32 protein-coding genes are annotated in these 25859 nt (G+C 29.7%); 30 read left to right on the top strand and 2 right to left on the bottom strand.

The genetic code is table 11. The features are described 5' to 3' along the window. Positions 1–12: 12 nt before the first annotated feature. From rpmD to CP523_RS09205, 25 genes are all read left to right on the top strand, one after another. Positions 13–192, top strand: coding sequence for a 50S ribosomal protein L30 (rpmD, locus tag CP523_RS09085; RefSeq protein ID WP_008681171.1), 180 nt, complete (start codon positions 13–15; stop codon positions 190–192). 22 nt (positions 193–214) lie between these two features. Continuing rightward, entirely contained in the window at positions 215–655 is a 441-nt protein-coding gene (rplO, locus tag CP523_RS09090) for a 50S ribosomal protein L15 (protein WP_066678371.1), read from the top strand. Between the two features lies 1 nt (position 656). Beyond that, on the top strand, positions 657–1931 hold the full coding sequence (secY, locus tag CP523_RS09095; protein ID WP_066678372.1) for a preprotein translocase subunit SecY: 1275 nt from the start codon (positions 657–659) through the stop codon (positions 1929–1931). A 22-nt stretch (positions 1932–1953) separates the two neighbouring features. Continuing rightward, positions 1954–2604: an adenylate kinase gene (locus CP523_RS09100; RefSeq protein WP_066678373.1), complete on the top strand. Its 651-nt coding sequence runs from the start codon at positions 1954–1956 to the stop codon at positions 2602–2604. After that, on the top strand, positions 2604–3353 hold the full coding sequence (gene map / locus CP523_RS09105) for a type I methionyl aminopeptidase (RefSeq protein ID WP_066678378.1): 750 nt from the start codon (positions 2604–2606) through the stop codon (positions 3351–3353). The genes CP523_RS09100 and map overlap by 1 nt, the downstream gene beginning before the upstream one ends. Before the next feature lie 51 nt (positions 3354–3404). Beyond that, positions 3405–3716 carry a KOW domain-containing RNA-binding protein gene (locus CP523_RS09110; RefSeq protein ID WP_083089611.1) on the top strand — a complete coding sequence of 104 codons (312 nt, stop codon included), beginning with the start codon at positions 3405–3407 and terminating at the stop codon, positions 3714–3716. A 7-nt stretch (positions 3717–3723) separates the two neighbouring features. Further along, entirely contained in the window at positions 3724–3942 is a 219-nt protein-coding gene (gene infA, locus CP523_RS09115; protein ID WP_008681165.1) for a translation initiation factor IF-1, read from the top strand. A 45-nt stretch (positions 3943–3987) separates the two neighbouring features. Then, positions 3988–4101 (top strand): 50S ribosomal protein L36, encoded by a 114-nt coding sequence (rpmJ, locus tag CP523_RS09120; protein ID WP_003448032.1) that lies wholly within the window; start codon positions 3988–3990, stop codon positions 4099–4101. Between the two features lie 217 nt (positions 4102–4318). Then, on the top strand, positions 4319–4684 hold the full coding sequence (gene rpsM / locus CP523_RS09125) for a 30S ribosomal protein S13 (protein WP_066678380.1): 366 nt from the start codon (positions 4319–4321) through the stop codon (positions 4682–4684). A gap of 15 nt (positions 4685–4699) precedes the next feature. Continuing rightward, complete coding sequence (gene rpsK / locus CP523_RS09130; protein WP_021876963.1) at positions 4700–5095, top strand: 30S ribosomal protein S11; 396 nt, start codon at positions 4700–4702, stop codon at positions 5093–5095. A gap of 23 nt (positions 5096–5118) precedes the next feature. Continuing rightward, positions 5119–5739 carry a 30S ribosomal protein S4 gene (gene rpsD, locus CP523_RS09135; protein ID WP_066678382.1) on the top strand — a complete coding sequence of 207 codons (621 nt, stop codon included), beginning with the start codon at positions 5119–5121 and terminating at the stop codon, positions 5737–5739. Positions 5740–5841: 102 nt separating this feature from the next. Continuing rightward, entirely contained in the window at positions 5842–6789 is a 948-nt protein-coding gene (locus tag CP523_RS09140; protein WP_021876965.1) for a DNA-directed RNA polymerase subunit alpha, read from the top strand. 15 nt (positions 6790–6804) lie between these two features. Beyond that, positions 6805–7146 (top strand): 50S ribosomal protein L17, encoded by a 342-nt coding sequence (rplQ, locus tag CP523_RS09145; protein WP_066678383.1) that lies wholly within the window; start codon positions 6805–6807, stop codon positions 7144–7146. Between the two features lie 317 nt (positions 7147–7463). Then, positions 7464–8309 carry an energy-coupling factor transporter ATPase gene (locus CP523_RS09150; protein ID WP_066678390.1) on the top strand — a complete coding sequence of 282 codons (846 nt, stop codon included), beginning with the start codon at positions 7464–7466 and terminating at the stop codon, positions 8307–8309. After that, on the top strand, positions 8294–9154 hold the full coding sequence (locus CP523_RS09155) for an energy-coupling factor transporter ATPase (RefSeq protein WP_066678393.1): 861 nt from the start codon (positions 8294–8296) through the stop codon (positions 9152–9154). The genes CP523_RS09150 and CP523_RS09155 overlap by 16 nt, the downstream gene beginning before the upstream one ends. Positions 9155–9169: 15 nt before the next feature. Beyond that, positions 9170–9973, top strand: coding sequence for an energy-coupling factor transporter transmembrane component T family protein (locus tag CP523_RS09160; protein WP_066678398.1), 804 nt, complete (start codon positions 9170–9172; stop codon positions 9971–9973). Between the two features lie 28 nt (positions 9974–10001). After that, the gene (gene truA / locus CP523_RS09165) at positions 10002–10742 is read left to right on the top strand and encodes a tRNA pseudouridine(38-40) synthase TruA (RefSeq protein ID WP_120140794.1); all 741 of its coding nucleotides are present in this window, start codon (positions 10002–10004) and stop codon (positions 10740–10742) included. Between the two features lie 162 nt (positions 10743–10904). Beyond that, positions 10905–11339: a 50S ribosomal protein L13 gene (rplM, locus tag CP523_RS09170; RefSeq protein ID WP_066678402.1), complete on the top strand. Its 435-nt coding sequence runs from the start codon at positions 10905–10907 to the stop codon at positions 11337–11339. Between the two features lie 25 nt (positions 11340–11364). Beyond that, the gene (gene rpsI / locus CP523_RS09175; RefSeq protein WP_066678404.1) at positions 11365–11757 is read left to right on the top strand and encodes a 30S ribosomal protein S9; all 393 of its coding nucleotides are present in this window, start codon (positions 11365–11367) and stop codon (positions 11755–11757) included. A 199-nt stretch (positions 11758–11956) separates the two neighbouring features. Then, a complete protein-coding gene (locus CP523_RS09180; RefSeq protein ID WP_066678406.1) occupies positions 11957–13573 on the top strand; it encodes a Na/Pi cotransporter family protein in 1617 nt (538 codons plus the stop codon). A gap of 148 nt (positions 13574–13721) precedes the next feature. Beyond that, positions 13722–14951 (top strand): IS91 family transposase, encoded by a 1230-nt coding sequence (locus CP523_RS09185; protein ID WP_120140379.1) that lies wholly within the window; start codon positions 13722–13724, stop codon positions 14949–14951. Between the two features lie 14 nt (positions 14952–14965). Continuing rightward, a complete protein-coding gene (locus tag CP523_RS09190; RefSeq protein ID WP_066677279.1) occupies positions 14966–15157 on the top strand; it encodes a hypothetical protein in 192 nt (63 codons plus the stop codon). Between the two features lie 178 nt (positions 15158–15335). Beyond that, positions 15336–16025 (top strand): N-acetylmuramoyl-L-alanine amidase CwlD, encoded by a 690-nt coding sequence (cwlD, locus tag CP523_RS09195; RefSeq protein WP_066678349.1) that lies wholly within the window; start codon positions 15336–15338, stop codon positions 16023–16025. Positions 16026–16205: 180 nt separating this feature from the next. Further along, positions 16206–17048, top strand: coding sequence for a fumarate hydratase (locus CP523_RS09200; RefSeq protein ID WP_066678345.1), 843 nt, complete (start codon positions 16206–16208; stop codon positions 17046–17048). An 18-nt stretch (positions 17049–17066) separates the two neighbouring features. After that, positions 17067–17624 (top strand): Fe-S-containing hydro-lyase, encoded by a 558-nt coding sequence (locus CP523_RS09205; RefSeq protein ID WP_066678343.1) that lies wholly within the window; start codon positions 17067–17069, stop codon positions 17622–17624. Between the two features lie 164 nt (positions 17625–17788). On the opposite strand, the gene CP523_RS09210 is transcribed toward CP523_RS09205, so the two are convergent. Then, positions 17789–18649, bottom strand: coding sequence for a YitT family protein (locus CP523_RS09210; RefSeq protein WP_066678341.1), 861 nt, complete (start codon positions 18647–18649; stop codon positions 17789–17791). 192 nt (positions 18650–18841) lie between these two features. Here CP523_RS09210 and CP523_RS09215 point away from each other — a divergent pair, with 192 nt between their 5' ends. The 5 genes from CP523_RS09215 to CP523_RS09235 all read left to right on the top strand — a co-directional run bounded on the left by CP523_RS09215 (position 18842) and on the right by CP523_RS09235 (position 25216). Then, the gene (locus tag CP523_RS09215; protein ID WP_066678339.1) at positions 18842–19537 is read left to right on the top strand and encodes a response regulator transcription factor; all 696 of its coding nucleotides are present in this window, start codon (positions 18842–18844) and stop codon (positions 19535–19537) included. Beyond that, positions 19521–21296, top strand: a complete 1776-nt coding sequence (locus CP523_RS09220; protein ID WP_083089609.1) for a sensor histidine kinase — start codon at positions 19521–19523, stop codon at positions 21294–21296. The genes CP523_RS09215 and CP523_RS09220 overlap by 17 nt, the downstream gene beginning before the upstream one ends. Before the next feature lie 57 nt (positions 21297–21353). Further along, positions 21354–21704 (top strand): arsenate reductase family protein, encoded by a 351-nt coding sequence (locus tag CP523_RS09225; protein ID WP_066678335.1) that lies wholly within the window; start codon positions 21354–21356, stop codon positions 21702–21704. A gap of 210 nt (positions 21705–21914) precedes the next feature. Beyond that, entirely contained in the window at positions 21915–24146 is a 2232-nt protein-coding gene (locus CP523_RS09230) for a ribonucleoside-diphosphate reductase subunit alpha (RefSeq protein WP_066678333.1), read from the top strand. 35 nt (positions 24147–24181) lie between these two features. Then, positions 24182–25216 carry a ribonucleotide-diphosphate reductase subunit beta gene (locus CP523_RS09235; RefSeq protein WP_066678331.1) on the top strand — a complete coding sequence of 345 codons (1035 nt, stop codon included), beginning with the start codon at positions 24182–24184 and terminating at the stop codon, positions 25214–25216. A gap of 68 nt (positions 25217–25284) precedes the next feature. On the opposite strand, the gene CP523_RS09240 is transcribed toward CP523_RS09235, so the two are convergent. Next, positions 25285–25584, bottom strand: coding sequence for a hypothetical protein (locus tag CP523_RS09240; RefSeq protein WP_066678329.1), 300 nt, complete (start codon positions 25582–25584; stop codon positions 25285–25287). Positions 25585–25859 lie beyond the last annotated feature (275 nt).

A 25859-nucleotide genomic window follows, 5' to 3' on the forward strand; every position in this document is an offset into this window, starting at 1 on the left:
GAGGGAACAGCAATGGCAAAGATTAAAGTTACTTTAGTAAAGAGCTTAATTGGAAGAAAGAAAGACCATATTGCTACTGCACATGCCCTTGGACTTAAAAAAATCGGTAAGACAGTAGAACATGAAGAAACTCCTCAAATCAGAGGAATGATCAATAAAGTTGACTATCTACTAAAAGTAGAAGAAGTTTAATACAGAGGAGGTGCATTTAGTAATGAAACTTCATGAATTAAAACCAGCAGCAGGAAGTAAGAAAGCTCCTAAGAGAGTTGGTAGAGGTACTGGTTCAGGTTTAGGTAGAAACGCCGGAAAAGGTGAAAAAGGCCAAAACGCTAGATCAGGCGGTGGAGTAAGACCAGGATTTGAAGGAGGTCAAATGCCACTATACAGAAGACTTCCTAAGAGAGGATTCACAAATATATTTGCTAAGAAATATGTTAGCATTAACGTTGATAGATTAAACATTTTTGAAAACGGAACTGAAGTTACTCCAGAAGTTTTACTTGAAAGAAGAGTAGTAAGTAAAGTAATGGACGGAGTTAAAATTTTAGGAAATGGTACAATAGAAAAGAGCCTAACTGTTAAAGGATGTAAATTCTCCAAATCAGCGGCTGAAAAGATAGAAGCAGCTGGAGGAAAAGTTGAGGTGATTTAGTATGCTATCAACCCTACGTAATGCCTGGAAGGTTCCCGAGTTAAAGAAAAAATTTCTATGGACAATATTTTTAGTTGCAATTTTCAGGATTGGAATACATATTCCTATTCCTGGGATTAGCACATCACATTTAAAAGAATTAACTGGAAGTGGCACTTTACTTGGTTTTTATGATTTATTATCAGGTGGAGCTTTAAGCAGATTTAGTATATTTGCATTAAGTGTTACACCTTATATTAATGCTTCGATTATTATTCAATTGCTTACAATAGCAATTCCATCTTTAGAACAACTTTCTAAAGAAGGTGAAGAAGGTAGAAAGAAGATTCAAAAGATCACAAGAATACTTTCAATTGTAATAGGAATAGTATTAGCGTTTGGTGCTTATCAAATGATTGCATCAACAGGAGCTACAGCAGGGATAACAACATCAGAAATGATAGTTGTACTAGTAGCATTAGTTACTGGATCAACATTCTGTATGTGGTTAGGTGACCAAATAACAGTTAAGGGATTTGGAAATGGTGTTTCCATATTAATTTTTGTTAATATAATATCCCAATTACCTATGACTTTAATGTCATTATTTACATTAAAGGATACTGGTAAAATTACTATAGTAGAAATTGCACTATTTATAGTGTTTGCATTAGCATTGCTTGGAGCAACAATATTCTTCTCACTAGCAGAAAGAAGAGTACCTGTTCAATATGCAGGAAAGGCTGTTGGAAGTAAGGTTATGAGAGGGCAATCTACTCATATTCCACTTAGCATAATTGGATCTGCTGTAATAGCAATAATCTTTGCTATGTCAGTTATGATGTTTCCAAAAACTATCGCTATGTTCTTCCAAGGACGTGACTGGGCAACGTGGATAGTATCTAGTAAATATAGTATATTTAATGAAAAAACTTGGATGTATCCAGTTTGTTATTCAATATTAACTATATTTTTTACTTGGTTCTACACACAAATTACATTTAAGCCTGATGAAATGGCAGAAAATCTGCACAAGTCAGCAGGATTTGTACCAGGAATTAGACCAGGCGAAGCAACAGAAAAGTATTTTGAAAAAGTACTTACAAAAGTATCTTTAATAGGTGGAATATTTGCAGCATTACTTGCAGTATTACCAATTTTAATTTCAAATACTTCTTTAGAAGGAATTCAATTTGGAGGTACATCATTATTAATTGTTGTTGGAGTTGCTTTGGATTTCTCAAGACAACTTGATTCACAACTAGTAATGAGACATTACCAAGGATTCTTAAAATAGATTTATATTGGAGATGATGCCGGTGAAGATAGTATTATTAGGTCCTCCTGGAGCAGGAAAGGGAACACAGGCAAAATCAATTAGTAATAGATACTCTATACCACATATTTCTACTGGAGATATATTCAGAAAGAACATTTCTGAAAACACTCCATTAGGAGTAGAAGCTAAAAAGCACATCGATAAAGGTCAGTTAGTACCAGATGAAATTACTATTAATATGGTAAAAAATAGACTACAAGATGAAGATTGTAAGGGCGGATATCTTTTGGATGGTTTTCCAAGGACAGTTGCACAAGCAGAAGCCCTTCAACAATTTTTAATAGAAAGAAATGAAAATATTGATACTGCATTATTAATAGAAGTACCAATGGAATTCATTTTAGAAAGAATGACAGGCAGAAGAGTTTGTCCATCATGTGGAGCTAGTTATCATATAAAGTTTAATCCACCAACTATTGCAGGAAAATGTGATGTTTGTGGTAGTGATATAATCCAAAGAAAAGATGATTCAGAGGAAACTGTATCAGAAAGATTAGATGTGTATGAGAGACAAACACAACCACTGATTGATTTTTACAAAGAAAGAAACTTACTTTCAATTGTAGATGGTACAAAAGCTATTAACGAAGTATTCGAAGGTATCTGTGATATCTTAGGGAGTGGCAAATAATGATCATCATTAAAAACCACAATGAAATAGACCTAATGAGAGCAGCAGGTAAAATAGTAGCTGAAACATTACTATTGGTTGAAGAAAAAGTAAGACCAGGAATAACTACTGCTGAATTAGACAAGATAGCAGAAGAATTTATAACTAAGCATGGAGCAAAGCCTTCATTTAAAGGGCTATATGGTTTTCCTGCTTCACTATGTATATCTGTTAACGAGCAAGTAGTTCATGGGATCCCAGGAGGGTATGTATTAAAAGATGGAGATATTATTAGTGTAGATTGTGGAGCAGAACTCAATGGTTTTCATGGAGATGCTGCTAGAACATTTGCAGTAGGGAATGTCTCAGAAGAAGCTAAGAAGTTAATAAAAGTAACAGAAGAGTCTTTCTTTAAAGGTATTGAACATGCAAAAGTCAACAACAGACTAACTGATATATCACATGAAATACAAAACTACGTAGAGTCAAATGGCTTTTCGGTAGTAAGAGATTTCGTAGGACACGGTATAGGTAGAGTTGTACACGAAGATCCTGAGGTACCGAACTTCGGTAGACCAGGAAGAGGTCCAAAACTAGTGGCAGGAATGACTCTAGCAATTGAACCTATGGTTAATATAGGAACATATAAAGTGAAAACTTTAAAGGATGATTGGACTGTAGTAACTAGTGATAAAAGTCTATCTGCACACTACGAAAATACTGTTGTAATTTTACCAGATGGACCCGAAATATTAACACTAATTAAATAAGTGTTGCTTAGTTATAAATTCGCATGATACCAAAAGGTGGCTTGTAGATTTATGGCTAAGGTAATCATCGAGGTGAAAAGTTTGCAAAACAATGACTTAATTGGGAAAGTAATTCTTTCACAAGCAGGAAGAGATAAAAATCATTTATATGTGATTATTGAACAAATAAGTGAGGCTTATGTGCTTCTGAGTAATGGAAGTACTAAAACAGTTCAGATGCCTAAGAAAAAAAAGCTAAAACATTTTACTGTTTTAGGAGATGTAAATGATGAGATTAAAGCATCAATAATATCTAAAGATAGAGGTACTGATTTAAAAATCAAGAGATTTCTAAAGCTTAAAGGCATTGTTAAGGAGGGTTGATTACCTTATGTCAAAAGATGACGTTATAGAAATGCAAGGTACGGTATTAGAATCTTTACCAAATGCTATGTTCCAAGTAGAACTAGAAAGCGGACATAAGATTCTAGCACATATATCAGGTAAATTAAGAATGAACTTCATAAGAATTCTACCAGGAGATAAAGTTACAATAGAACTTTCTCCATATGATTTAACTAGAGGTAGAATTACATGGAGAGCTAAATAAAGGTAGTAGAATTACTATCATGAAGTATTACAAGGAGGGTTAGCGATGAAAGTAAGACCATCAGTTAAGCCTATTTGCGAAAAGTGCAAGATTATAAGAAGAAAAGGAAGAGTAATGGTAATCTGTGAAAATCCTAAGCACAAGCAAAAGCAAGGCTAATATAATTAGGTATTAGGCAAAAAAAGTATTATTTTACTATATAAAATTTATTGACTTTTATGTAAAAGTCAAATATGATTATATAGGCATTTTAAATTAAGTAAATAAGTTTTAGGTACGGCTGACGATAGGATAAAAGCTCTATCGACCTAGAATTTTATTATATAAACATATAAATAACTTATGTGCATTTCAAGTATCAGGAGGTGTAAGTTTAATGGCAAGAATATCAGGCGTAGACCTACCAAGAGAAAAAAGAGTTGAAATAGGTCTAACATATATATACGGAATAGGACTTTCTACTTCACACAAGATTCTAGCTGCTACTGGAGTTAATCCAGACACTAGAGTTAAGGATCTTACAGAAGAAGAAGTTACAGCAATTAGAGAATATGTAAAAACTTTAACTATAGAAGGTGACTTAAGAAGAGAAGTTGCTTTAAACATCAAGAGACTAGTAGAAGTTGGATGTTATAGAGGAATAAGACATAGAAAAGGTCTTCCAGTTAGAGGTCAAAAGACTAAAACTAACGCAAGAACAAGAAAAGGTCCAAAGAAGACTATCGCAAATAAGAAGAAGTAGTGAGGAGGGAATTCGATGGCAGCTCAAAAAGTCAAAAAGACTAGAAGAAGAAAAGAAAGAAAGAATGTTGAGCATGGTGCTGCACACATCAAGTCAACTTTCAATAACTCAATAGTTACTTTAACTGATGCGGCAGGAAATGCTTTATCATGGTCAAGTGCAGGAGCTCTAGGTTTCAGAGGATCAAGAAAGAGCACTCCATTTGCAGCACAAATGGCAGCTGAAACAGCAGCTAAAGCAGCTATGGAACACGGATTAAAAAGTATAGAAGTATACGTAAAGGGACCAGGTGCTGGTAGAGAAGCAGCTATAAGATCCCTACAAGCAGCAGGATTAGAAGTAACACTTATAAAAGATGTTACTCCAATTCCACACAACGGATGTAGACCACCAAAGAGAAGAAGAGTCTAGTATTCATATAGGAGGTGTAATTAATGGCAAGATATACTGGAGCTACATGTAGATTATGTAGAAGAGAAGGTATGAAATTATTCCTTAAAGGGGATAGATGTTATACAGATAAATGTGCTTTTGTTAGAAGAAGCTATGCACCAGGACAACACGGAGCAGCTAAGAAGAAAATGTCTAACTACGGAGTACAATTAAGAGAAAAGCAAAAAGCTAGAAGAATATACGGAGTTCTTGAAGGACAATTCAGAACTTATTATGAAAAAGCTGATCACATGAGAGGAATCACTGGTGAAAACCTACTTATGTTATTAGAAATGAGATTAGACAATGTTGTTTATAGACTAGGATATGGTGCTTCAAGAAACGAAGCAAGACAATTAGTTACTCATGGTCATTTCTTAGTAAATGGCAAGAAGGTAGATATTCCTTCATTCAAGGTTTCTGTTAATGATGTAATCACAGTTTGTGAAAAGAGCAGAGGAACTGAAAAATTCAAGACTTTTGTTGAAAATCCAAAGACATTACCAAAGTGGTTAGAAGCTAATGTTGATAACTATGAAGGTAAAGTAATTGCTGAACCAACAAGAGAAGATATAGACGTTCCAGTTAACGAAACTCTTATTGTTGAGTTATACAGCAAGTAATAGGTTATTATTTGTACTGTTAAGATATATACTTAATAGCAAATATGAAATCAGTTGCCCTCAGAATAAGATTGCCATTTAAAATATAAGGAGGGTTTGTACATGTTAGAAATAGAAAAGCCAATAATAGAATGTATAGAAGCAAATGAAGACGGTACTTACGGTAAGTATGTAGTTGAACCACTAGAAAGAGGATATGGTATTACGCTTGGTAATGCACTAAGAAGAATATTATTATCATCACTTCCAGGTGTTGCTCCTACATCAGTTAAAATCGATGGAGTACTTCATGAATTTTCAACTGTGCAAGGTGTTAAAGAAGATGTTACAGAAATAATCTTAAACATTAAATCATTAGCACTAACAATGAATGGTGAAGGTCCTAAGACTATCTACATAGATGCACAAGGACCTGGAGTAGTTACAGGTGCAGATATAAAAACTGATGGAGACGTTGAAGTTGTAAGCAAAGACCTACACATTGCAACATTAGACGATAATGGAAAGTTATATATGGAATTAACAGTTAATAGAGGTAGAGGATATGTTACTCAAAATAAAAATAAGAGTGATGAACTTCCAATATCAGCAATCGCTGTTGATTCAATATATACACCAGTTAAAAGAGTTAACTTTACAGTAGAAAACACTAGAGTAGGTCAAATTACTGATTATGATAAGTTAACTTTAGAAATCTGGACTAATGGAACTATAAAGATTGATGAAGCTATAAGCTTATCAGCGAAAATCCTTATAGAACACTTTAAATTATTTATGTCTTTAGGTGATAGCACTAATGACGTAGAAATTATGATAGAAAAAGAAGAAGACAAGAAAGAAAAAGTACTAGAGATGACTGTAGAAGAGCTAGATTTATCAGTTAGATCATATAACTGCTTAAAAAGAGCTGGTATAAATACAGTTCAAGAACTTGCTGGAAAATCAATGGATGATATGATGAAAGTAAGAAATCTAGGAAAGAAGTCTTTAGAGGAAGTCGAAAGAAAGCTTAAGGAATTAGGCTTAGGATTACGACTAAACGATGAGTAAGGAGGTAAAATCCACATGGCAGGTTATCGTAAGTTAGGTCTTGCTACAGACCAAAGAAGAGCTATGTTAAGAAGCCTAGTTACAAGTTTCTTAAAGCATGGCAAAATTGAAACAACTGAAACAAGAGCAAAGGAAACAAGAAAATTAGCTGAAAAGATGATTACTTTAGCAAAAAGAGGTGATCTTCACGCTAGAAGACAAGTTTTATCATATGTTCTTGAAGAAGAAGTAGTTCAAAACCTATTTGATAATGTAGCTCCAAAGTACGCAGAAAGAAACGGTGGATACACTAGAATGTACAAAAAAGGCCCTAGAAGAGGGGACGGAGCAGAAGTTGTTATACTTGAATTAGTATAATATGATAAGGGGATTAAGTTTATACTTAGTCCCCATTTTCACATATATAAACTTAGATAACTAAAAAATCTAAGTTTATATATGTGAAAATAATACTAATATTATTGTATTTTAAAGAAAATAGAATATAATAAGTTTATAAAAAGTGTATATACATTAGTTTTGAAAAGAATGGTAATAAATAAAATCTTTGCTTGCAAAATTATATTTTTAATATCAATATAAATAATACATAAGTATTAATATATAATTTAAATAGTTAAAGTGCTACTGAGAATACTAAGCTATATTTAAATAATGCATAAGGGGGTTTAGACATGAGTGAAGCGATGATTAAATGTAATAATGTCTCTTTTAAATACACTCTACAAGAAGGTGGAGAAGAAAGATATGCTGTAAATGGAGTTAATTTTGATGTTAAAAAAGGTGAGTTTTTAGTTATATTGGGGCATAATGGTTCTGGTAAATCAACAATAGCTAAGCATATGAATGCTTTACTAATTCCAAGTGAGGGGACTGTTGTTATTGATGGATTAAGCACTTCAGACGTGAATAATTTATGGGATATAAGAGCGAAAGCTGGAATGGTATTTCAAAATCCAGATAACCAATTAGTAGCAACAATTGTAGAAGAGGATGTGGCATTTGGTCCAGAAAATTTAGGAATACCTCCTGCAGAGATAAGAAAAAGGGTTGATGATAGTTTAGAAAAGGTTGGAATGAGTGAATATAAACGTCATGCTCCACATTTATTATCTGGAGGACAAAAACAAAGAATAGCAATAGCAGGTATTTTAGCTATGCAACCAGATTGTATAATATTTGATGAACCTACTGCCATGTTGGATCCATCAGGTAGAAAAGAAGTTATAAAAAATATAAAAGAAATAAATGAAAAGTATGGTATTACAATAGTTTTAATTACTCATTATATGGATGAGGCAGCTCAAGCAGATAGAGTTTTAGTTATGGATAATGGAAAAGTAATACTAGAAGGAGTTCCTAGAGAAGTATTTTCTAAAGTAGAAACTATGAAGGAAATAGGATTAGATGTGCCACAAGTTACAGAGTTATGCTATGAACTTAAAAAGAGTGGTATAGATATAGATACAAATATTTTAAATGTAGATGAGATGGTGAATGCGTTATGTCAATTAAGATAGAGAATTTAACACATATATATATGCCTAAATCCCCATTTGAAAAAGTGGCATTAAACAATGTAAACATAGAAATAAATGAAGGGGAGTTTATTGCACTAATAGGTCATACAGGTTCAGGTAAATCGACTTTGATACAGCATATGAATGGACTACTTAAGCCTAGTTCTGGAAGAATAATAGTTGATGATATGGATATCACATCATCTAATGTTAATTTATCTAATGTTAGAAAGAAGGTAGGTTTGGTCTTTCAGTATCCAGAATATCAATTATTTGAAGAAACTATAGAGAAGGATATTGAATTTGGACCAAGAAATCTTAAATTAGATCAAGAAGAAATAACTAAAAGAGTAAAAAAATCAATGGAAATGGTTGGTTTAGATTATGAAGTTTATAAGGATAAGTCGCCATTTGATTTAAGTGGTGGGCAAAAGCGAAGAGTTGCTATTGCGGGAGTAATAGCAATGGAACCAAAGGTTTTAATTTTAGATGAGCCAACAGCAGGGTTAGATCCAAAAGGAAGAGACGATATATTAGGGCAAATAAAATTACTACATGATAAATATAAGATGACGATAGTATTAGTAAGCCATAGCATGGAGGATGTTGGAAAGCTTGCTGAGAGAATAATAGTTATGAATAAAGGCACTGTAGCTTTGCAAGGTAAGCCTTCAGAAGTATTTAAGGAAATAGATACATTAGAGAGTATAGGACTTGCAGTACCACAAGTAACTTATTTAATGAGAGAGCTTAGAAGAAAAGGATTTAATGTTTCTGATGATATATATACTATAAATCAAGCTAAAGATGAACTTATTAAATCTTTAAAATGTAACAAAGAATAGAAAGGTAATAGAGATATGATAAAAGATATAACTATAGGACAATATATACCAGGTGAAACCTTTGTGCATAAGCTAGATCCAAGAACTAAAATACTATTATCCATACTATTTATAGTTTCATTATTTATAGTAGATAAATTTATAGGATATATATTTATAATTGGATTTTTAGCATTAACAGTTTACGTTGCACAGATTCCACCTAGATACTTATATAAAGGATTAAAGCCAGTATTTTTCCTAATAGCATTTACAGCTATATTAAATATATTTATGATTAAAGGAAGTTATGATACATTAATTTTTGAATTAGGTTTCCTTAAAATTTATAAAGAAGGTCTTACAACAGCTGCATTTATGGCATTGAGACTTATATTTTTAATTATGGGTACATCAGTGTTAACACTAACTACTTCACCAATAGAATTAACTGATGGGATAGAGAAGCTATTAAAACCAATTGGAAAAGAATTAGCTCATGAATTAGCTATGATGATGACAATAGCCTTAAGATTTATACCGACATTAATGGATGAAACGGATAAAATAATGATGGCTCAAAAGGCTAGGGGAGCAGATTTTGAAACTGGTGGATTAATACAAAAAGCAAAAAGTCTAATTCCTTTATTAGTTCCTTTATTTATTAGTTCTTTTAGAAGAGCTGACGAACTTGCAATGGCTATGGAAGCTAGGGCATATAGAGGGGGAAATGGTAGAACTAGAATGAAACAATTAAATTTTACATCAAAAGATACAGTTGCATTTGTTGTATTTGGAGTACTTTTAGTTTGTAGTTTATCAATAAGATTTTTAATGTAGAAAAATTAAAATAACTAAGGTGAAAATAATGAGAAATATAAAGCTTATAATTGAGTATGATGGTACAAATTATCTAGGATGGCAAAAACAAAATAACGGTATTACTATTCAAGAAACTATAGAAGAAGCTTTAAAAGATATCACTAAAGAAAAAATAAATCTTATAGGAAGTTCAAGAACTGATTCAGGAGTTCATGCAAAAGGGTTCGTTGCAAATTTTAAAACAAACAGTAGAATTCCATCAGAAAGGTTTAGAGAAGCATTAAATGTTAAGCTACCTAATGATATTGTTATATTAGAATCAAGTGAAGTAGAGGATGATTTCCATTCAAGATATAATGCTAAAGGAAAAACATATTCATATACTATTTTAAATAGAGATGTTCCTATAGCTATAGGTAAAGATTACTCTTATCAGGTAAAAGGAAAACTTGATATAGAAGAAATGAAAAAAGCTTGTAGTTATTTTATAGGAACTCATGATTTTGTTGCATTTAAAAGTAGTGGAAGTTCTGTTAAAACTACAGTAAGAACTATTACTGATCTTCATATAGAAAATTATGATAGCTATATTAAAATATTTGTTACAGGTGATGGATTTTTATATAATATGGTTAGGATAATAGTAGGAACTTTATTAGTTGTTGGAAGAGGAAAAATAAGATCTAGTGATATTAAATCAATTATAGAAAATAAGGCTAGGGATAAAGCTGGAATATGTGTACCATCTAGAGGGTTAGTGTTAGAAAAAGTTTTTTATAAAAACTAAAAATAAAATAAAAAAATGTTGACACGCCCGTAAGCGTGTATTATAATAATGTTTGTTTGTTAGAATATTTATGTATATAAGATCCACTAGCCCCGGGTCTTGACATAAAAGCAGTACTTGAGAGAGTAAGGCACGATGTTATAAGTTCAGGGAGGGAAAAAGATGAAATCATACATTGCAAAAGAACAAGAAGTTGAAAGAAAATGGTATGTTGTTGATGCTGCTGGAAAGCCACTAGGAAGAGTTGCTAGCCAAGTTGCTTCAATTTTAAGAGGAAAGAATAAACCAACATTTACACCAAATGTTGACTGCGGAGATTACGTAATAATAATCAATGCTGAACAAGTTGTTTTAACTGGTAAGAAGTTAGATCAAAAATTAATGAGAAAGCATAGCTTATATCCAGGTGGATTAAAGGAAACTCCATATAGAGAAGTATTAGCTAAGAAGCCTGAATTTGCTTTCGAAGAATCTGTTAGAAGAATGCTTCCAACAGGCGTTTTAGGAAGAAAAATGCTTAAGAAGTTAAAAGTATACAGAGGTGCTGAGCACGGACATGAAGCTCAACAACCAGAAGTACTTGAATTAAAGTACTAATACAGACTCGGGAGGAGGAATAAAAATGGCAAAAGTTCAATACATGGGTACTGGAAGAAGAAAGAAATCAGTTGCAAGAGTAAGATTAGTACCAGGAAATGGAAATGTAGTTGTAAATAATAGAGAAATAGAAAGTTACTTTGGTTTAGAAACTTTAAGAATGATTGTTAACCAACCATTAGTTTTAACAGGAACTAAAGATAAGTTTGACGTTTTAGTTAACGTTCACGGTGGTGGATTTACAGGTCAAGCAGGAGCTATAAGACATGGAATCACTAGAGCATTAATTAAATCAGATGAAGCTCTTAAGTCAGAATTAAAGAAGGCTGGATTCGTAACTAGAGATCCAAGAATGAAGGAAAGAAAGAAATACGGTCTTAAGAAAGCAAGAAGAGCACCACAATTCTCAAAGAGATAGTCTGCGAGATTTATATGGAAGAGAGGGTTACCTCTCTTCCATTTTTTTTGGAATAAATCTTACAAAAAAGGTTAAAATAACGGATAAAGATACAATGTTATATTAAATTTAGGTTAAAAAATACTCAAATTACTTAACAAATGTTAAGAAATGTTTTAAACTAAAATTGTAAAAATAAGAATGCAAAGGAGAATATACTTTGGAATCATTAATGGTTATTATGAAATTAATGGGCGGATTAGGACTATTTATCTATGGTATGAAATTAATGGGTGATGGTCTAGAAAATGCAGCAGGAGATGGGTTAAAGTCTATACTTGAAAAGGTAACAAAAAATCCTATAATATCAGTTTTAGTTGGAGCAGCTGTAACAGCGGTAATTCAAAGTAGTAGTGCCACAACTGTAATGGTAGTAGGTTTTGTAAATGCCGGTCTTATGAACCTTGCACAAGCTGCAGGAATAATTATGGGAGCTAATATAGGGACAACCATAACAGCGCAATTAGTAGCATTTAAATTAGATGCTATAGCACCTTTATTTGTTTTTGTAGGTGCATTCATGGTAATGTTTGCAAAGGGCAAAAAGAGAAAAGATATAGGTAATATAGTTTTAGGATTTGGTATCCTATTTACAGGAATGGGTGCTATGAGCTCAGCTATGAAGCCTCTAACGGCGTCTCCTATGTTCGAGCAAATACTTGTAACTGTAGGTGAAAGATGGTATTTAGGAATAATTGCAGGAGCTTTATTAACAGCAATTCTTCAAAGTTCATCAGCAACTACAGGAATACTTGTTGCTTTAGCTACAGCAGGGGCAATAAATATACATATGGCTTTACCAATAATCTTTGGATGTAACATTGGAACATGCATAACAGCTATGATAGCAACAGTAGGGACTAATAAAACAGCTCATAAAGCTGCAATGTTGCACTTAATATTTAACTTAGGTGGTACAATATTATTTATTCCATTTTTAGTTAGCAACTTATTAGGCGATTTTGTATCAATGATAAGTCCTGGAGATGTAAGTAGACAAATAGCAAATTCACATACTGTATTTAATTTAGTTAATACAGCAATAATGCTCCCATTAACTAATGTACTTATTAAGTTAGTTAATACAATTATTCCTGGGGATGACGAAGAGGATAAACCAGGTCCAAAATATATTGATGATAGATTATTAGAAACACCAGTTATAGCAGCAGGACAAGTGATTAAAGAGACTATTAGAATGGCGAATAAGGCTAAAAAAAGTTTGAATTTAGCCATGGACGCATTTGATAACAATGACGAAAAAATAGTAGGAAAAGTTTATGAAAATGAAAAAGTAATTAATACGCTAAATGAAGCAATTACTAATTATTTAGTTAAACTATCTAAATGTGAGTTATCAGATAAAGAAAGTGTAATAGTAGCATCAACTTTCCATGTAATTAATGATATAGAGAGAATTGGAGATCATGCTGAAAATATAGCAGACTTAGCAGGTCAAAAGATTTCTAAAAAGTTAGATTATAGTGATCAAGCACGCGAACAATTACATGAAATTTATAATAATGCTGAAAAAGCATTAGAGATAGCAATAGAAAGTTATGCTAATAGAGATATAAGCAAAGCAAGAAGTATTGCAGAAGTAGAAGCTAGCATAGATAAATTTCAAAAGAAATATAGAGAGCTTCATATTAAGAGACTTTATGATGGAACATGTAATGCTTATGCAGGAACTATATTCTTAGATTTATTAAGCAATCTTGAAAGAATCGGTGATCACTCAACTAATATAGCAGAAAGTGTCATTGAAAATAATTAATATTTTAAGGTTAGAGGAATTTAATTCTTCTAGCCTTTTTTAATGTACAGGAAAGTATAAAAATTTTGAAGGCTGAAAGTTAGATATTATCTAGTTTTTAGCCTTCAAATATGTTAGATTAATTAATTATAAATTAGAGGTTTAACAGATGAAAAAAGGTAAAATAAAAAGAATATTAGAAGACCATTGGAAAGAGTTTGAAAAGTTATATAAAAATAAGATTAGACCTAATGTTAAAAAGGAAGTAGAAAAAGTTTTAAAGTGTAAAGATACAAAGTATGGATTTATTGAATTGAAGTGTAATAATTGTAATACTACAAAGAGAATCGGATTTACATGTAAAAGTAGATTTTGTACTTCATGTGGAAAAATTTATACGGATAATTGGATTGATAATATGTTGGGAAATTTAATAAATGTTAGGCATAGACATATAGTTTTTACTATACCAAAAGAATTAAGAGAATTCTTTGGACTGGATAGACAAAGACTTAAGATATTGCCGAAGTGCGCAGCGAGAGCTGTTACGAGTTGGATGCATAGTTTAAATAGAAAGGAGGAATTCACACCAGGTATAGTAACTGTAATACATACATTTGGAAGAGATTTAAAGTGGAATCCTCATGTACATATGATGGTTACAGAAGGAGGGAGAGGAAATATAACAGAATGGAGGCATATAAGGCACATATCTTATGAATCATTAAGAAAAAGATGGCAAAAGGTTTTGTTAGATGAAATAACTTATATAAATGGAAATACAAAAGAAATTAAATTACTAAAAAATAAACTATATAAAGAGAAAGATAAAGGTTTTTATGTTCATGCTAAAACTGAGATAAAATCAGCGAAGACAGCAGCAAAATATGTAGGGAGATATGTGGGACGTCCTGCGATAGCGGAATCAAGGATTCTTAAATATGATGGTGAAAATGTGACTTATAAATATACTAGACATGAAGATAATAAGGTCATAGTTGAAACTGTACATGTATATGAGTTCATAAAAAGAATAATAAGACATATTCCAGAGAAAAATTTTAAAATGATAAGATACTTTGGAATTTATTCTAGAAGAAGCAAAGGAAAATTTAATTTTATAAAAATGATAGATGAAAAGATATTAAGTATAAGAAGATCTATAGCAACTTGGGAGAATAGAATACTGGCAATAAGTGGTGTAAATCCGTGTAAATGTCCTAACTGTGGTAATAAAATGAGATTTCATGATATTGTATATCCTAAATATGGGTCCATGAGGGAACGGCTGAGAATTAAGATTATAGAAGAGAATGAAGAAAAATTAGAAAAGGCTATAGAAAATTATGCTATTACTAAACGTATATTAAGTGGTAAAATAATTCCGAAAACAACTTAGTTGGAGGAAGTAAGATGAAAACAGAGGAAATATTATATATTTGTACTATTTGCGGAGCTAAAGAAAATATTCCTAAAGAAGTAGTTGAATATTTTGATGAAATGGATCAAAGCAATGTTGATGAACCACCATGCTTTTCATGTGAAAAGTGCGGAGGAGTAATGAGGCCTAAAGAGTATACTGGAGTATATGGAATAAAGTATTAATTAATAGGAAAAATATAGCATAGAACAGATATCGGTTCTATGCTTCTTAAGGTACTTAAAATTAAATTCCCGAAGGGAGCGTGGCGAAAGCCACTTTTTTATTTATTAGGTAAAAAATATAGATAAATGGGCATAATAATTCTAGATTATAATAATAAATTTTTATGGAGGGAAGTAAATGAAAGTTTTAAAGAAGATATCATTATTATTGGTAATAGCATTATTAATATCAATACCAATAAATATTAATGCAGAAGCTAATAATAAAGAAAAAGTTATATTAATTGATCCAGGTCATGGTGGATTTGATGGTGGCGCTCAATCTAAATCTGGAACTATAGAAAAGGATATTAATCTTAGTATAAGTTTGAAATTAAAAGAAAACCTAGAGAAAAAGGGTTATAAAGTAGAAATAACTAGAAGCGATGATAATGGATTAAATGAAAAGGGAGCTACAATAAGGGAAAAGAAAAGAGAGGATTTAAAAAGAAGATGTGAATTAAAAAAAGAAACAAATTGCGATATTTTTGTATCAATACATCAAAATATGTTTCCTCAATCAAAATGTTATGGTGCACAAGTATGGTATTCATCAAATGATATTAGTAAAAGTTTAGCAAATAGTATTCAAGATTCATTAAAAGAAACAGTAAAAGATAATAATAAAAGAGTTGCTAAACCAGCAGGAGAATCTTATTTAATATTAAGAGATAAATATGAAGGGGCATCTGTTTTAGTAGAATGTGGATTTTTATCTAACCCGGAAGAAGAAAATAAACTTAAGAGTGAAGAGCATCAAAATGCACTTGTAGAAGGAATATCAACAGGAATAGATAAATATTTTGAAAGTGGAGATAGTAATTTGTAAAATTAAGCAATTTCCAGGGAAATAATTTAAAAAGATTAGTTTGATAATTAAAAATAAACTAATCTTTTTTCAATTATTATAAAAAATAGATAATAAAATATATTAGTTTTTAATAAAATGTTGTAAAAAGTAATAAAAAACAATAAACTTAAAATATATTATTTTATGGGGTGATAGATTATGAGAGAAATATCAGTAAATGAAATAGTTAATTCAGTTAAAAAACTGTGTATAGAATCTAATTATTATTTATCAAATGATATAAAGAGGGAGTTAGAAAAAGCTGAATCAGAAGAAAAATGGCCAATTGCAAAAGATATTTTGGAAAAAATAATATTAAACTCTAATATAGCAAATGAAAACGATATACCAATATGCCAGGATACAGGTATGGCATGTGTTTTCATTGAAATTGGACAAGACGTACATATAATTGGAGGAAGTTTAGAAGAAGCAATAAATGAAGGCGTAAGAAAAGGATATGAAGAGGGCTTTTTAAGAAAATCAGTAGTTAAAGATCCAATTAATAGAGTAAATACTAAAGATAATACTCCAGCTGTTATTTATTATAATATAGTACAAGGTAACAATATAAAGATAACTGTATCACCAAAAGGGTTTGGTTCTGAGAATATGAGTCAAATTAAAATGTTAAAGCCATCAGATGGATTAGATGGAGTAAAAGAATTTATATTGAGAGTAGTAAAAGAAGCAGGAGCAAATTCATGTCCTCCAATGGTTATAGGTGTTGGAATTGGAGGGACATTTGATAAAGCGGCGTATTTAGCTAAAAAAGCATTATTAAGACCTATATGTATAAGAAATAAAGATAAATTTTATAAAGAACTAGAAGAGGAATTAGTTTATAAAATAAATAAATTAGGAATAGGTCCACAAGGATTTGGAGGTAAGACTACAGCATTAGGATTAAATATAGAAACTTTTCCTACTCATATAGCTGGGTTGCCTGTGGCTGTTAATATAAATTGTCATGCTACAAGACATAAGGAAATTATATTATAGGATATTGGGGGTATAAATATGGTTAAAAAGATACAAACACCGTTAACTAAGGAAAAGGTTAAAAGTTTAAAAAGTGGAGATATAGTATTATTGTCAGGAATAATATATTCAGCAAGGGATGCAGCTCACAAGAGATTTTTGGAATTATTAGAAGAAAATGAGGAGTTACCTTTAGATGTAAAGAATCAAATTATATACTATGTTGGACCAAGTCCCGCAAAACCAGGAGAAGTTATTGGGTCAGCTGGACCAACTACTAGTTATAGAATGGATGCATACACTCCTAAACTTTTAGACTTAGGTTTAATAGGAATGATTGGTAAAGGTGAAAGGGGACAAGATGTTATAGATAGCATAATGAAAAATAAATCTATTTATTTTGGAGCAATAGGTGGTGCAGCTGCACTTATTTCACAAAGTATAGTTTCATCTGAAGTAGTAGCTTATGAAGATTTAGGAGCGGAAGCAATAAGAAGATTACAAGTTAAAGACATGCCATTAATAGTGATTATAGATTCACAAGGAAATAATTTATATAGACATGGACAAGATGAATATTTAAACCATAATAAATAGAAAATCTATAAATATAATTATTTTATAAACTGTAATATATAGATAAATTAAATGAAATATGAAAAAATAAAAATCAACTAATAATATTAAATGTTATTAGTTGATTTTTATTTAGATAATTTAAAAAATAATTAAAACAATAGTTTTGAGATAGTACCTTTTTATTATATTCCATGAAATCCCTTACCATTAACTTCAGAAACGTCAAGTATACTTATAAATGCTTTAGGATCTATTTTTAATATTTTATTTTTTAGGCTAATCATTTGAGATGAAGTAACGGCTATATATAACATTTTTTTGAATTCATGAGTGTATTCACCCTGAGCAAGTAAAGATGTAGCACCTCTATGCAAATCTTTAATAACATAATTTACAATATCTTGCTCTTTATCAGATAAAACAAGTAGCAATTTTTTGCTGTTAAAACCGCTTATAACTTTATCAACAACTATACCTTGTATAAAAATTGATATTAAAGTATAGAGTGCTTTAGGTAGTCCAAAAATAATAGCTCCAATAATAACAATTATAAAATTTATAGAAAAACTTAACTTACCTATTTCTAAGTTAGAATATTTTTTTCTAAGAACCATTGCTAGTATATCAGTTCCACCAGTCGACCCATTTCTTAAAAAAACTAGACCATAGCCCAATCCACACATAACACCACCATAAATACAGTATAGAAGTATATCATCTACTCTAACTAATTGAGAAAGTGGTTTAGTTATAATAAGTGATAGGGATAAAGAAACCATTCCTATAGCAGAATAAATAGTAAACCTTCTACTTAGCATTTTATAGCTTAAAAAGAATAAGGGTATATTTATAATAAATACTGTTACTCCAGAAGGTACTCCAGCAGCATATTCTAAAATAAGTGCAACACCTGTAGCTCCACCACTTAATAATCTAGCATTTACTAAAAATAAGTTAACGCCTAAAGAAGCTATAAGACAGCCTACCACCATGAGGAAGAAGTCTAACAAAACAGTTTTATTCTCTTTTAATTTTGATAACATAACGAACTCCTTAATTTGTTCTTTACAATAAATAATTAATAATACTCTATGTAAGTACACTCCAAATTATATATTAAAATATAGAATATGTTAATATATAAATGAACTTAATAAAAAAGTAATTTTTAATATTAGAAAATTAAATTGTTATAAGTTATGATAATTATAGTAGATTAATGACGAGGTGATAATGTGTTTAACGTTTTAGTTGTAGATGATGAAAAAGAAATAAGAGATGCAATTGATATATATTTAAGAGGGGAAGGAATGAAAGTATATAAAGCTAAGGATGGAATAGAAGCTTTAGAAATATTAGATACTGAAAAAATACACTTAATAGTTTTAGATATTATGATGCCGAGATTAGATGGAATAAAGACGTGTTTAAAGATTAGAGAAAGTAAAAATCTCCCAATAATAATGCTTTCAGCTAAAGGAGAAGATAGCGATAAGATTCTAGGCTTGAATGTGGGAGCTGATGATTATGTAGCAAAGCCATTTAATCATTTAGAACTTGTAGCAAGAGTAAAATCACAATTAAGAAGATATCAAAAACCTTTAGATATGGATGAACAAAGTGAAGATATTATAGAAGTTAAAGATTTAGTAATTAATAGTAAAGAAAAAACAATAACTTTAAGAGGGGAAGATATAAAGGTTACAGCTACAGAATTTAAAATACTTTACTTATTAGCATCTAATTTAGGAAAAGTTTTTTCAATTAAAGAGATATATGAAAAAGTATGGGAAGAACCATTTTATAGAAGTGAAAATACAGTAACGGTTCATATAAGAAGAATAAGAGAAAAAATAGAAATTAATACTAAAGAACCGGAATATATAAAGGTAGTTTGGGGAGTTGGATACAAAATTGAAAGAGAAAATTAAAAATTATTTAAGAGGCGTATGGGGAGCTGAAATAGTTATAGTAATTATTCTTATAATTACTTTAGTTAGTAGTTATAACAAAACATTTTCAGGAAAGCTAGCTAGTATGGGAGCAGGTACTTTTGACGCATTATTTCATCCTGAGAACTATATAAGAGCAAGGATATTTTATGATAGTCAAAATATTTCAGAACATATTTATGATTTAACAAATAACTTACAAAATATGACGCCTATAGTAGAAGAAAATAACTTTAAAAATCAAAATTATTTATATAGTGATAAGATTAACTATATAATTTTAGACAATAGTACAGGAAGATTTACTACTAACGATTCAAAATTTAATTCTTATGTAGAAAAGAATAAGGGGAGTAAGTTTATATCCGAAGATACTATAAAAGACTTTATTAATGAAAATAAATTGGCTTCAATAACAATAGATAATAAGAATAAGTTTAATTATTATGTAAATAACACTAAAGAAAGTATATTAAAAAAAGATTTGGGGAAATATACGGAAATATATTATCAAGAACCCTTAGCGTATAGTTATATAATAAAAACAGAAAGTGTTACAGCACAAGTAATGATTTTAGCAATTATTCTAACAGTTTTATTGGCTATAAAGGTATTGATAAACCTAACATTTAATAGACAAAATATTCATTTAGAAATAAAAGCAATTAGCAAATTAATTTATGTTTTAAAATATGGGTTTAAATACAAGGCAACAAGAAATAAGATTTTAATATCTTTATTTGGAGCAGCAGGAGTTATAGTGGCGTATTTATATTTAGTTGCAGGAATAAGAAGCCAAAATGTATTAGTAACATTTTTAACAACATACCCTTTTAAAGGTACATTAATAATAGTATTAATTCCTTTATTATGTGTACTTTATTCTCTAAAGAAGAGTTTAGATATATCAATAATAAATGATGGATTAAAAAAGTTAAATGCTGGGGATTTTGAATATAATTTAAAAAATTATGGAGAAAGAGAAGTTAAAGAGCTTGTAGAAAATATAAATCAAATTAAAGATGGATATAAAATAGCTGTTGTAGAAAAGGTTAAAAATGAAAAGTTAAAGACAGAGTTAATATCAAATGTATCCCATGATTTAAAAACTCCTCTAACATCTATAATTAATTATGTAAATATTTTAAAAGATCCTAATATAACAGAAGATGAGAGAAGAGATTACTTGTTAATATTAGAAAAAAAATCTATGAAATTAAAACTTTTAATAGAAGATTTATTTGAGGTTTCAAAGCTTAATAGTGGAAGAATGACTATAAATAGACATGTAATAGATATAGTATCATTAGTTTATCAAGGAGTCGGAGAATATTCAAATTTATATGAAGATAAAAATATAAATTTTAAAGTTAATTCTAATAAAGAAGAAATCTTTGTGAATTTAGATGGTAAGCTTATGTCTAGATTATTTGAGAATATAATAATAAATTCATTGAAATATTCTTTAGAAAATACAAGAGTATATATAGATATACTAGAAAATGATGATGATGTTGAAATATCATTTAAAAATGTATCAAATTACGAAATGGATTTTAGTACTGAAGAAATTTTTGAAAGGTTTGTAAGAGCTGACAAATCAAGAACTTCATTAGTAGAAGGTTCAGGAATAGGTTTAGCTATAGCTAAAAGTATTGTGGAATTGCATGGAGGAAGTATTAACATTGAGGTAGAAGGAGATATGTTTAAATTATATATTGTAATACCAAAGAAATAAATGCTATAATAAATATTAATTAATAACAATTACAACTACAACTAAGGGGTGTTTATTATGATATTTGTAGAGTATCCAAAATGTACAACATGCAAAAGGGCAAAGAAATTTTTAACTGATAATAATATAGAGTTTATAGATAGAAATATTATTGAGAATAATCCAACTAAAGAGGAATTAAAAGAATGGATTGAAAAAAGTGGATTACCTATTAATAAATTTTTCAATACTTGTGGGAAACTATATAGAGAAATGGGTCTAAAAGATAAAGTTAAAACTTTAAAAGAAGATGAGTTATTAGATATATTAGCATCAGATGGAATGTTAGTTAAAAGACCTATACTAGTTAATTCTGATAAAGTATTAATAGGATTTAAAGAAGAAAATTGGATAGAAGCAACTAAATAGTAAATATTAAAAAGCATTAAAAGTCAAAGGATAAAAACTATTAATACAATGCAAAAAAGGGAGTCTGTATGTGGATAGCTCCTTTTTTTCTTTGTTTTTAACTCTTTTTCTAATTTTACAAAGAAAAAAATAGAAACTATAATAACTATATATTGTGCTACTTAGATGTAGAACTGAAAAATAATACTATATATAGTACAGGGGGATTCTATGGATTATTTATTAAATATTTGCGATTTAGCATTAAACGGAATAGTTAGTGAAGATGGGCTTTATACAAGAGAAAAGCTTATGAATTCACTAAAACATATAATTAGACCAAATATGAACAAGGATGAAATAAGAGATTCTATAATTCAAGTAGCATTGGAACTTACATCAGATATAGAACCTAATTGGCAATATGTAGCCTCAAAGATATATGTTAATAAATTATATGATGAGGTTAAAAGAGATAGAAATTTAAGTATTGAAGATAATCCTTATGAAGATTTATATAGCTTTATAACCATGCTTACTAATAAAGGTTTGTATGGTAGATATATATTAGAGAACTATAGCCAAGAAGATATATTAGAACTTGAAAAAGAAATCAAACCAGAAAGAGATTTCTTATTTACTTATAGTGGTATTAATCTTTTATCAAAGAGATATTTAATACAAGATTTTAATAGAAAGCCATTAGAATTACCACAGCAAATGTTTATGGGAATAGCCATGCATTTAGCAATTCCTGAAACAAAGGAAAATAGAGTAAAGTGGGCAAAGAGGTTTTATGATGTTTTAAGTTCATTAAAGGCAACTATGGCAACTCCAACAATGTCTAATGCGAGAAAGCCTTTTTATCAATTAAGCTCATGTTTTATAGATACTGTTGATGATAGTTTAAAAGGTATATATAAATCATTAGATAACTTTGCCGAGGTATCTAAATTTGGTGGAGGAATGGGAATATACTTAGGAAAAGTAAGAGCATTAGAGTCACCAATTAGAGGTTTTAAAGGTGCATCTGGAGGCGTAGTTCCATGGATTAAATTGTTTAACGATACAGCTATAGCAGTAGATCAATTAGGTGTTAGAAACGGATCAGTTGCAATATGGTTAGATGCATGGCATAAAGATGTACCAGAATTCTTACAATTAAAAACTAATAATGGTGATGATAGAAAAAAAGCACATGACATATTCCCAGGACTTTGTTATCCTGATTTGTTTTGGAAACTTGCTGAAAATGATATAAATGCTAAGTGGTATATGATGTGTCCACATGAAATTAGATTAGCAAAAGGATATTCATTAGAAGATTTTTATGGGGAAGAATGGGAAAAGAAATATTTTGAATGTGTAGAAGATGAAAGAATAAATAAAAGAGTTATGTCTGTTAAAGATATAGTTAGATTAATAATAAAAAGTGCAGCAGAAACAGGAACACCATTTGCATTTTACAGAGATACAGTAAATAAAATGAATCCTAATAAACATGAAGGTATAATATACTCTTCAAATTTATGTACAGAAATTATGCAAAATATGAGTGCTATGAATATTCAAAAATCGCAAATAAAAGATGAGAATGGAGATACCATAGTAATAGAAAAGATTAAATCTGGAGATTTTGTTGTATGTAATCTTTCATCAGTTGTATTGGGAAATGTAGATGTAAATAATGATGAAGAGCTAGGGTACGTTGTAGAAACTCAAATTAGAGCTATGGATAATGTTATAGATTTAAATTATTATTCCGTTCCTTTTGCTGAGATTACAAATAAAAAATATAGAGCTATAGGACTTGGAACTAGTGGATATCATCATATGTTAGCTAATAATTTTATACACTGGACAGATGACGAACATGCTAAGTTTGCAGATAAAATTTATGAGAGAATAAATTATCATGCAATAAAATCAAGTATGAATATAGCAAAAGAAAAGGGAACTTATAGCTGTTTCAAAAATTCAGATTGGCAAACTGGAGAATATTTCACTCTTAGAGGATATAATACTAAAGAATGGGACGAATTAAGAGAAGACATTAGTATCTATGGAATGAGAAATGGATATCTTATGGCGATAGCTCCAAATGGTTCAACTGCAACTATAGCAGGAACTTCAGAAGGGGTAGATCCAGTTATGGCAAGATTTTGGTTAGAAGAGAAGAAAGGAAGTATAATTCCTAAAACAGCACCTGATTTAAGTGAAGAAAATTATTGGTATTATAACTCAGCTTATAATTTAGATCAAAAATGGTGTGTAAAAATAAATGGTATAAGACAGAGACATATAGATCAAGGTCAATCATTCAATTTATATATAACAACTGATTATACAATGAGACAAATAATGAATTTATATATAGAAGCATGTAAATCAGGGGTGAAGTCAATTTATTATGTACGTTCTAAATCATTAACTGTAGGTGATTGTGAAAGTTGTTCAGCATAATGTAATAGAGGTAAATATAATAGGAGGATAAAATAATGTCAATAAATAAAAAACCTCTTTTTAACGAAATGGGAGATATAGAAATATCTAAAAAGAGAATAATAAATGGAAATACAACAAACTTAAATGATTTTAATAATATGAAATACTCTTGGGTTTCAGAATGGTATAGGCAAGCAATGAATAATTTTTGGATACCAGAGGAAATAAATTTAGCTCAAGATTTAAAAGATTATAATAAACTTACTGAAGATGAAAGAATAGCCTATGATAAGATTCTATCATTTTTAATCTTCCTAGATTCTATACAAACTGCGAATTTGTCTAACATAAATAATTACATAACTGCAAGTGAAGTAAACCTTTGTTTAACAATACAAGCTTTTCAAGAAGCTGTTCATTCTCAAAGTTATAGCTATATGTTGGATACTATATGTTCACCAGAAAAGAGAAATGAAATTTTATATCAATGGAAAGATGATAAAATTCTTTTAGAAAGAAATAAGTTTATAGGTAATTTATATAATGATTTTCTAGAAAATCCAACAGAAGGAAATCTCTTAAGAACAATAATGGCTAACTATATTTTAGAAGGTATATATTTTTATTCAGGATTTATGTTTTTCTATAATTTAGAGAGGAACGGAAAAATGCCTGGATCTGCTCAAGAGATAAGATATATAAATAGAGATGAAAATACTCATTTATGGTTATTTAGAAACATATTAAAGGAATTACAAGAAGAGAGACCAGAAATATTTACAGATTCTATGAAACAAGAATTAATAGATATGATGCGAACTGGGGTTGAACATGAAATAGCATGGGGACATTATGTTATAGGAGATAACATACAAGGATTAAATAAGACACTTATAGATAATTATATAAAATATCTAGGTAATCTAAGAATGAAAGCTATAGGATTTGAAGATATATATGAAGGATATAATAAAAATCCAGCTATGTGGGTAGATATTTTAGCAGATGCAAATTCTGTTAAAACAGATTTTTTTGAAGCAAAGTCAACTGCATATGCAAAGGCTGGAGCCTTGATAGATGATTTATAAATTAAAGAAAGTATGCCTTAAATATAAACTAGTATTTAGGGCATACTTTTTATAAATAGAAAATTAAATTAGTACTTAAATTTAATAACTATTTCTTTTATTTCACCTTTAGAATTTTTTCTAGTTTTAAAGTCTCTGATATCAGGGAAGTCATTTTCTAATTGATAATTTAATTCATTAATAGTAGCTTTTGTTTTTTTAGATAAATCATTATCTTCGACTACAATAAAACGTTCTTTTTTAGTTGTAATTTCTTCAAGAACATCATCAATAATTACATAATAATTAGGACCTTCTTCTATAACTGGATACTCTTTATTTAGAGTAAGTGTAGTACAAAGAGAATTGTTTATACATTTAATTAACATATTAATATCCCTCCATAATAAAAAATTATTTTCTTTAGTATACAATATTATCCAATATAAATAAATAATTAAATGTATAAATTTTAAAAAATGTAAAATACTACAAAAAAGAAGAGGTGATAATATAAATAAAAAAATGTAAAATTTTCAAAAGAAATCGTTTGTTTTATAACAAAAATTCGTCAAAAAACAGTATGAATTGATAAATTTACTAAAAAATCCTGTAAAAACTCATGATATTTTATTAACATATAAAAAAAATATGGTATAATACA

Source organism: Clostridium septicum (assembly GCF_003606265.1).
Lineage (GTDB): Bacteria > Bacillota > Clostridia > Clostridiales > Clostridiaceae > Clostridium > Clostridium septicum.